The following is a 7,732-nucleotide window of genomic DNA, read 5'->3' as shown; positions in this document are numbered from 1 at the left end:
CCGCCGTTGTCCGTCTCCGTCCTGTACGCCTGCTGCGCCATACCGTCGCCTCACAACCTGCCGTGCACACCATCGCCCGTGTCCGTAAAGACACTAGGGGATGATCGGTTCCGTTCCCGCCGCCCCTCGACGGCCGTACGGGGGCGAGGACGCGCGGGGGCGCTCGGGGAGTTCCGGGCGGGGGTGGGGAAAGCGTCCTCTGTGACGAAACGCGCACATCGCGCCTAGCCGGTGACGGGGCGCAGGCCTTCGAGGAGCGTGTCGACGACCTGTTCGGCCAGGTCGTCCGGGAGTTCCGCGTCGGGGCGCAGGACGGTGCGGACGAGGATGGGGCCCACGACGATGTCGTTGAGGATCTCCATGTCGACGTCGGCGCGCAGTTCGCCGTTCTCCCGGCCCCTGCGCAGCACCTCCAGGCCGAGCCGGCGGCGCGGCAGGATGACGGTGTCGTGGTAGGCGGCCCAGAGGTTGGGGCTGCTCTTCATCTGGGCGCGCACGTTGTGCAGGATCGCCGAGGTCCGCCCGGCCAGGCCGCGCAGGCGCAGGGACTCCAGCAGGACGACGAGGTCGTCGCGCATGGAGGTGCCGGGGAGTTCGGGGTCCGGGGGCTCGGCGGCACGCAGGACGTCGACGAGGAGCTGCTCCTTGCCGCTCCAGCGGCGGTAGATGGTGGCCTTGCCGACGCCGGCGGTGCGGGCGATGCGCTCGATGGAGAGCTCCGCGAGGGGCACGCCGTCCTCCAGGAGCTTCATCACTCCCTCGATGATGGCGCGTTCGACCGCCTCGCTGCGGGGGCGGCCCCGTGCGGGGCCGCCCTGCCGGGGGTCGGTGTCGGCCGGGATCACGTCGTCGGGTCCTTACGTCGGGGGTGGGCTGGGACGATTCTCCCGGTGGGCGGTGGCGACGGTCCACCGCCCGGGGATCACCGGTCCGTCGCCGGCATCGCTTCCCGCCGCTCCTCGTCCCCTTCGGGCGTCGGCGTACGGCCGGGCAGGAACACGGCGACGACGACCGCGCCCAGCACCGCGACGCCCGCTCCCCACAGCGCGGTGACGTGCATGGCGTGCAGGAACGCGTCGTCGGCCGCGCCGATCAGGGGCTCGCCGCGCGCCCCCAGCCGGTCCGCCACGGCCAGGGTGGCCTCGATGGACTCGCCGGCCGCGTGCCGGGCGCCGGGCGGCAGCAGGCCGAGTTCGTCCTCGATGCCGCTGCGGTAGGCGGCGGACAGCACCGAGCCGAGTACGGCGATGCCGAGGGCGCCGCCGACCTGGCGGAAGACGTTGCTGAGGGCGGAGGCGGAGCCCGCCTTCTCGCGGGGCAGGGCCTGCATGATGACGACGCTGACCGGTGTCATGACGTGTGCCATGCCGGCGCCCATGAGGAAGAAGACGACCTCCAGGATCCAGATCGGCGTGTCCCCGTCCAGGGTGGCGAACGCCGCCAGCGTCGCGGCGAGCACCAGCAGGCCGGCGGTGGTGGTGGCCCTGTAGCCGAAGCGGTCCACCAGGAGGCGGGCCCGCGGCGCGAAGAGCATCTGCGTGGCGGCCAGCGGCAGCAGCAGCAGACCCGTCTCCAGCGGCGAGTAGCCGCGCACGCTCTGGGTGTAGAACACGGCGAAGAACGTCACGCCCATCAGCGCGAAGAAGACCAGCGCGATCGCGACGACCGCGGCGGAGAACACCTTGTTCCTGAAGTAGGTGACGTCGATGGACGGGTGGTCGCTGCGCTTCTCGAACACCACGAACGCGGCGAGCACGGCGAGACCGGCGCCGACCGTCGACACCACCGTGACGTCGGTGAAGTCGGCGAGCTGGCCGCCCTTGATGATGCCGTAGACCAGCAGGACCAGTCCGGCCACGGACAGGACGACGCCGACGGGGTCGATCCGGCCGGGGTCCGGGTCGCGGGAGTCGGGGACCAGCCACAGCATCAGGGCGACGGCGAGGACGACGATGGGCACGTTGACGAGGAAGACCGAGCCCCACCAGAAGTGCTCCAGGAGGAATCCGCCGGTGATCGGGCCGATGGCGATGGCGAGGCCCACACCGCCCGCCCAGATGCCGATGGCCTTGGGCTGCTCGTCGCGTTCGAAGACGTTCATCAGGACGGCCAGGGTGGCCGGCATGACGAGTGCGGCGCCCAGTCCCATCAGCGCGCGGAAGCCGATCAGCTCGGCCGGTGAGCCGGAGAACGCGGCGAGCGCCGAGCCGGCGCCGAACACGACGAGACCGCCGATCAGCACCTTCTTGCGGCCGAGCCGGTCGCCGAGGAGCCCCGCGCTGAAGAGCAGGCCGGCGAAGACGAGCGTGTAGGAGTTGATCGCCCACTCCAGCTCGCTCTGGGTGGCGCCCAGGCCGGTGGGGGCGGGGGTGGAGATCGTCTTGATGGCGACGTTCAGGATCGAGTTGTCGAGCACGACGATCAGCAGGCTCAGCATCAGCACGCCGAGGATCGCCCAACGGCGCCGGTGCACGGCTTCCGGGACCCGGCGGCGGGCTGGAGCGGCAGGAGAAGTCATGCGACCCAGAGTAGTTAATTACGATACGGAACCGTCTCGTATCGTAAGCGTTTTGCCCAGAACTTGCCGGGATATTGCACGGCGGAACTCACAGGGGGACCTCTGGCCCTCGTCGGGGTGAGGTGCCACCATGGACGTGGTCCGGGGACGCCGTCAGGGCGCCTCGAGATGACGTGTTGGGAGACGGTTCCATGACGCAGCTTTCGGCTGCCCAGACCGGGACGACGCCCGGTTCCCCCTCCGGCGGAGCGACGCTGTACGGGGGCAAGGGCACGCGCCGTATCACTGTCCGCGACATCGCCGCCGCCAAGGAGCGCGGCGAGAAGTGGCCCATGCTCACCGCGTACGACGCGATGACCGCGTCCGTGTTCGACGAGGCCGGCATCCCGGTCATGCTCGTCGGCGACTCCGCGGGCAACTGCCACCTCGGGTACGAGACCACCGTGCCCGTCACCCTCGACGAGATGACCATGCTGTCCGCCGCGGTCGTACGGGGCACCTCGCGCGCCCTGATCGTGGGCGACCTGCCCTTCGGCTCCTACCAGGAGGGTCCGGTGCAGGCGCTGCGCTCGGCGACCCGGCTGGTGAAGGAGGCCGGTGTCGGCGCCGTGAAGCTGGAGGGCGGCGAGCGGTCGCACCGGCAGATCGAGCTGCTGGTGGAGTCCGGGATCCCGGTGATGGCCCACATCGGGCTGACGCCGCAGTCGGTGAACGCGATGGGCTACCGGGTGCAGGGGCGGGGCGAGGAGGCGGCACAGCAGTTGCTGCGGGACGCGAAGGCCGTGCAGGACGCGGGGGCGTTCGCGGTGGTGCTGGAGCTGGTGCCGGCGGAGCTGGCGGCCGAGGTGACCCGGGTGCTGCACATTCCGACCGTCGGGATCGGGGCCGGGCCGGACACGGACGCGCAGGTGCTGGTGTGGACCGACATGCTGGGGCTGACGGGGGGACGTGTGCCGAAGTTCGTGAAGCGGTACGCGGATCTGCGTGAGGTCATGAGCGGGGCGGCGAAGGCGTTCGCCGAGGACGTGGTCGGCGGGACCTTCCCGGAGGAGGCGCACTCCGTCCACTGAGCAGCTTCTGCTGCGGCTGAGCCACTGTCGCACCACCTGCCGGCCCCGTCGATCTTCCCCCGTCGACGGGGCCGGCACCTTTTTGCGCCTGAACCGGCGCCGCTCTCGCGGATGTGGTGCGCGCCGTCGGGGTGCCTCAAGTGACGGTTGCGGTGGCCACGCGGGAGTTGTCGGTGCCGTCGGCTGACTTGTCGGTGGGATGTCGGGGGTTTGTCGGTGGGGGTTGGGACAGTCCTCGGCATGACGCGAAACGACAAGGACCTGGGGGGCGCGGGGAGCGCCGTCACCGTGCGGGGGCTGGTCAAGCACTACGGCGGGACCAAGGCGCTGGACGGGGTCGACCTGGATGTGCGCGAGGGCACCGTGATGGGGGTGCTCGGGCCGAACGGGGCCGGGAAGACCACGCTGGTGCGGATCCTGTCCACCCTGCTCACGCCGACCGCCGGGCACGCCACCGTCGCGGGGTACGACGTGGTCCGCCAGCCGAGGCAGCTGCGCCGGGTGATCGGACTGACCGGGCAGTACGCCTCCGTGGACGAGAAGCTCCCGGGGTGGGAGAACCTGTATCTGATCGGGCGGCTGCTCGACCTGTCCCGCAAGGAGGCGCGGTCCCGCGCCGACGAGCTGCTGGAGCGGTTCTCGCTCACCGAGGCGGCCCGCCGGCCGGCGGGCACCTACTCGGGCGGTATGCGGCGGCGCCTCGACCTGGCCGCCTCGATGATCGGCCGGCCGGCCGTGCTGTACCTGGACGAGCCGACCACGGGGCTGGACCCCCGTACCCGCAACGAGGTGTGGGACGAGGTCAAGCGGCTGGTCGGGGACGGGGTGACGGTGCTGCTGACCACCCAGTACATGGAGGAGGCCGAGCAGCTCGCCTCCGAGCTGACCGTCGTGGACCGGGGCAAGGTCATCGCGAGCGGCGGCATCGAGGAGCTGAAGGCCAGGGTCGGCGGCCGTACGCTGCGGGTCCGCCCGGCCGATCCGCTGCAGTTGCGTCCGCTGGCGGACGCCCTGGACGCACTGGGCGTCACCGGGCTCGCCACGACCACCGTGGACGCCGAGCGGGGTGCCGTGCTCGTCCCGGTGCTGAGCGACGAGCAGCTGACCGCCGTGGTCGGCGCGGTCACCGCGCGCGGCATCACCCTCGGCTCCATCACCACCGAACTGCCCAGCCTGGACGAGGTGTTCCTGTCCCTCACCGGCCACCGTGCCGGTGCCCCGCAGGACGCCGTACCCGCCGAGACCCACGAGGAGGTCGTCGCCGTATGAGTGCCCACCCGTCACCCACCACCACCCTGAACGAGGCGCTGCGCGCCACCCCTTCCATCACCGCCACCGACCTCCGCGCGGACGCGCGGATCCCGTTGCGCGCCCATCTGCGGCACACCGGGGCGCTGGTGCGCCGCAATCTGCTGTGGATACGGCAGGACCCGGAGTCGATGTTCGACGCCGTGCTGTTCCCGATCGTCTTCACCCTGCTGTTCGTGTACGTCTTCGGCGGCTCCATCGGGCAGTCGCTGGGCGGCGGACAGGAGGCGTACGTGCAGTACATCGTGCCCGGCCTGATGGCCATGATGGGCATGAACATGGCCCAGGGGGTGGGCACCGGGTTCAACCAGGACTTCAACACCGGGGTCATGGACCGTTTCCGGTCGCTGCCGATCGGGCGCGGCTCGGTGCTGTTCGCGAAGATCTCGGTCGAGATGGTGCGGATGCTGATCGCCACCGCCATCCTGATGGTCGTCGGTGTGCTCGTCGGCTTCGACATCGGCAACTGGCCGGGGCTGTTCGCCGCCGTGGGACTGTCCGCGGTGTTCGGCTCGGCGCTGATGTGGATCTTCCTCACGCTGGGCGTGGTGATGAAGAACGCGCAGTCGGTGCAGGCGATGGGCTTCCTGGTGCTGATGCCGCTGCAGTTCGGCTCGTCGATCTTCGCGCCGACCCAGTCGATGCCGGGCTGGCTGGAGTCCTTCACCCAGGTCAACCCGCTGTCCGCGCTCGCGGACGCCGCACGCGGGCTGATGGTGGGCGGCCCGGTCGCCCACGACCTGTGGATGACACTGGCCTGGTCGGTGGGGATCACCGCGGTGATGGCACCGGTCGCGATCCACAAGTTCCGTACGAAGAGCTGATCACGCCGGTCCGAGCAGGGCGTCGGCCTCCTCCGGGGAGAGGCCGGCGCCCTCGGCGTACGCGATGCCGTACGCCGAGTCGCCGAGTGCCGCCCGGACGCGCGCCTCGGCGCGTGCGCGGGCCTCGCGTTCCACCTGCCCGGCATGGTGCTCGGGCGGCAGCCAGGAGTCGGCGGCGCCGAGGCAGCGGGCCGCGTCCCGGGCGTGCCGTCCGCCGTCGAGTCCGGCGAGGGCGAGGGCGCCCAGGGTGACGTACGCCGAGCGCATGTGGGGGGCCATGGCGGCGGACAGCGGATCGCCCGCCTGCCGGATCGCCTTGCGGATGATCACCAGGGCCTGCTCGTCGTTGCCGTCGGCCACCTCCAGCCAGCCCTCGGCGCCGAGGATGAACGCGTCGAAGACCACGTAGTGCGCGATGCGGAACTCCTCGCGCAGGGCCCGCAGATGCTCCCGGGCCTCCGCCGTACGACCGGTCGTGCACAGCCAACCGGTCAGGAAGAGCCGGGCGGCGGGCAGGGCCTCGACATGCCGGCCGCGCGTGTCGTCGATGACCTCGCGCAGCAGCCGCTCACCGCGCTCCGCCTCACCCGCCTCCAGCAGCGCGCTGCCCAGCCGGGCGGTGAGGATGGCCGTGTGGGCACGGGCGCCGAGACGGTCGGCGTGCTCGATCGCCGCCTCGTAGTCCGCGGCGGCGTCCCGGTACGCGCCGGCGCGTTCGAGGGCTTCGCCGCGCGCGGAGAGGGCCTCGGCGATGCCCCAGGTGTCGCCGAGCCGGCGGTGGATCTCCAGGGCCTCGTCGGCGTCGCGGCGCGCGTCGCCGGCCCAGTCGCTGCGGTTGGCCAGGAAGTTGGCGCGCAGTTGGAGGTTGGAGGCCAGCTCCCATGCGAATCCGGGGTTCTCCCGGCAGGTGCGGATCGCCGCGTCGACCACCCGGTGCAGCCGCTCCATGTCGCCGGTCAGCATCACGGCGAAGATCCAGAGCAGGCCGGGCGGCCGGCAGACCTGCGGCATGCCCGGCTCGTACGTCGCGCCGACGAGACGCAGCTTGTGCTGTGCCTGCGGGGTCTGCCAGTCGTCGAGTTCGGTGTCCATGTGGGCCAGATGGGCCAGGTGCACCCCGCGGCGGGCCTCGGCGAGGAGTTCGCCGGTCATCGGGGGCGGGGCGTCGGTGCAGCGCTCCCACAGCGGGACGGCGGGCCGTACCGGTTCGGTGAACGGGTCGGGGGCGAGGGCCATGACCTCGGAGCACCAGTTGCGGGCCTCGATGCGCAGGTCGCGCATCTGCCAGTACCAGACGAGCGACAGGCAGATGCAGAGGGCCTCCTGCTCGTCGCGCAGGGCGAGGGCGTGGCGCAGGGCCGTGCGCACGTTCTCGTACTCCCGTTCCAGCAGGGCGATGGCGGCCACCTGGTCCGGGCCGCGCAGCATCGGCTCGGTGGTGCGGGCGACCTCACGGAAGTACGTCAGGTGCGCCCGTTCGGCCTCGGGGCGCCGGCCGGACTCGTCGAGGCGTTCGCCGGCGTACTCGGCGACGGTCTCCAGGAGCCGGTAGCGCATCTCGCCGTCGCCCGAAGGGGCGGCCACCACCAGGGACTTGTCGACGAGGGAGCCGAGCGCGTCGAGCGCGGCCGGTCCGCAGACGGCCTCGGCGGCGGCGAGGTCGCAGCCGCCCGCGAAGACCGACAGCCGGACCAGTACGTCGCGTTCGTCCGCGTCGAGCAGGTCCCAGGACCAGTCGACGACGGCCCGCAGGGTCTGCTGCCGGGGGAGGACGGTGCGGCTGCCGGAGGTGAGCAGCCGGAAGCGGTCGTCGAGCCGGTCGGCGATCTGGCGCGGGGTGAGCATCCGCAGCCGGGCGGCGGCGAGTTCGATGGCCAGCGGCAGTCCGTCGAGGCGGCGGCAGATCTCCGCGCAGGCCGCCGCGGTGTCGTCGTCGGCGTCGGTGCGGAAGCCGGGGCGGGCGGCGGCCCCCCGGTCGGCGAGCAGGCGCAGCGCGACCGGCTCGGGCAGCG

5 protein-coding genes and 1 pseudogene are annotated in these 7,732 nt (G+C 72.0%); 3 read left to right on the top strand and 3 right to left on the bottom strand.

Annotation, left to right across the window (positions count from 1 at the left end):
- Positions 1-224: 224 nt before the first annotated feature.
- Positions 225-845, bottom strand: coding sequence for a TetR/AcrR family transcriptional regulator (locus tag B7767_RS34625; protein ID WP_085575554.1), 621 nt, complete (start codon positions 843-845; stop codon positions 225-227).
- A 77-nt stretch (positions 846-922) separates the two neighbouring features.
- The gene (locus tag B7767_RS34620) at positions 923-2,518 is read right to left on the bottom strand and encodes an MFS transporter (RefSeq protein WP_085575553.1); all 1,596 of its coding nucleotides are present in this window, start codon (positions 2,516-2,518) and stop codon (positions 923-925) included.
- Between the two features lie 191 nt (positions 2,519-2,709).
- On the opposite strand from B7767_RS34620, the gene panB reads away from it, so the two are divergent.
- From panB to B7767_RS34605, 3 genes are all read left to right on the top strand, one after another.
- Entirely contained in the window at positions 2,710-3,588 is an 879-nt protein-coding gene (panB, locus tag B7767_RS34615; protein ID WP_085575552.1) for a 3-methyl-2-oxobutanoate hydroxymethyltransferase, read from the top strand.
- Between the two features lie 240 nt (positions 3,589-3,828).
- Positions 3,829-4,857, top strand: coding sequence for an ATP-binding cassette domain-containing protein (locus B7767_RS34610; protein ID WP_179167414.1), 1,029 nt, complete (start codon positions 3,829-3,831; stop codon positions 4,855-4,857).
- The gene (locus tag B7767_RS34605; protein ID WP_085575550.1) at positions 4,854-5,720 is read left to right on the top strand and encodes an ABC transporter permease; all 867 of its coding nucleotides are present in this window, start codon (positions 4,854-4,856) and stop codon (positions 5,718-5,720) included. The genes B7767_RS34610 and B7767_RS34605 overlap by 4 nt, the downstream gene beginning before the upstream one ends.
- Here the strand turns inward: B7767_RS34605 and B7767_RS34600 are convergent.
- A pseudogene (locus tag B7767_RS34600) lies at positions 5,721-7,732 on the bottom strand (AfsR family transcriptional regulator); the annotation flags it as partial. It abuts the gene before it with no gap.

Source organism: Streptomyces sp. 13-12-16 (assembly GCF_002114215.1).
Lineage (GTDB): Bacteria > Actinomycetota > Actinomycetes > Streptomycetales > Streptomycetaceae > Streptomyces.
The sequence above is the reverse complement of the archived record's forward strand: the minus strand, read 5'-3'. Positions and strand labels throughout refer to the sequence as shown.

Bases quoted from the DNA above. Each gene is read 5' to 3' on its own strand.
- panB (WP_085575552.1), top strand. From the start codon at position 2,710: ATGACGCAGCTTTCGGCTGCCCAGACCGGGACGACGCCCGGTTCCCCC.
- B7767_RS34620 (WP_085575553.1), bottom strand. From the start codon at position 2,518: ATGACTTCTCCTGCCGCTCCAGCCCGCCGCCGGGTCCCGGAAGCCGTG.
- B7767_RS34605 (WP_085575550.1), top strand. From the start codon at position 4,854: ATGAGTGCCCACCCGTCACCCACCACCACCCTGAACGAGGCGCTGCGC.
- B7767_RS34610 (WP_179167414.1), top strand. From the start codon at position 3,829: ATGACGCGAAACGACAAGGACCTGGGGGGCGCGGGGAGCGCCGTCACC.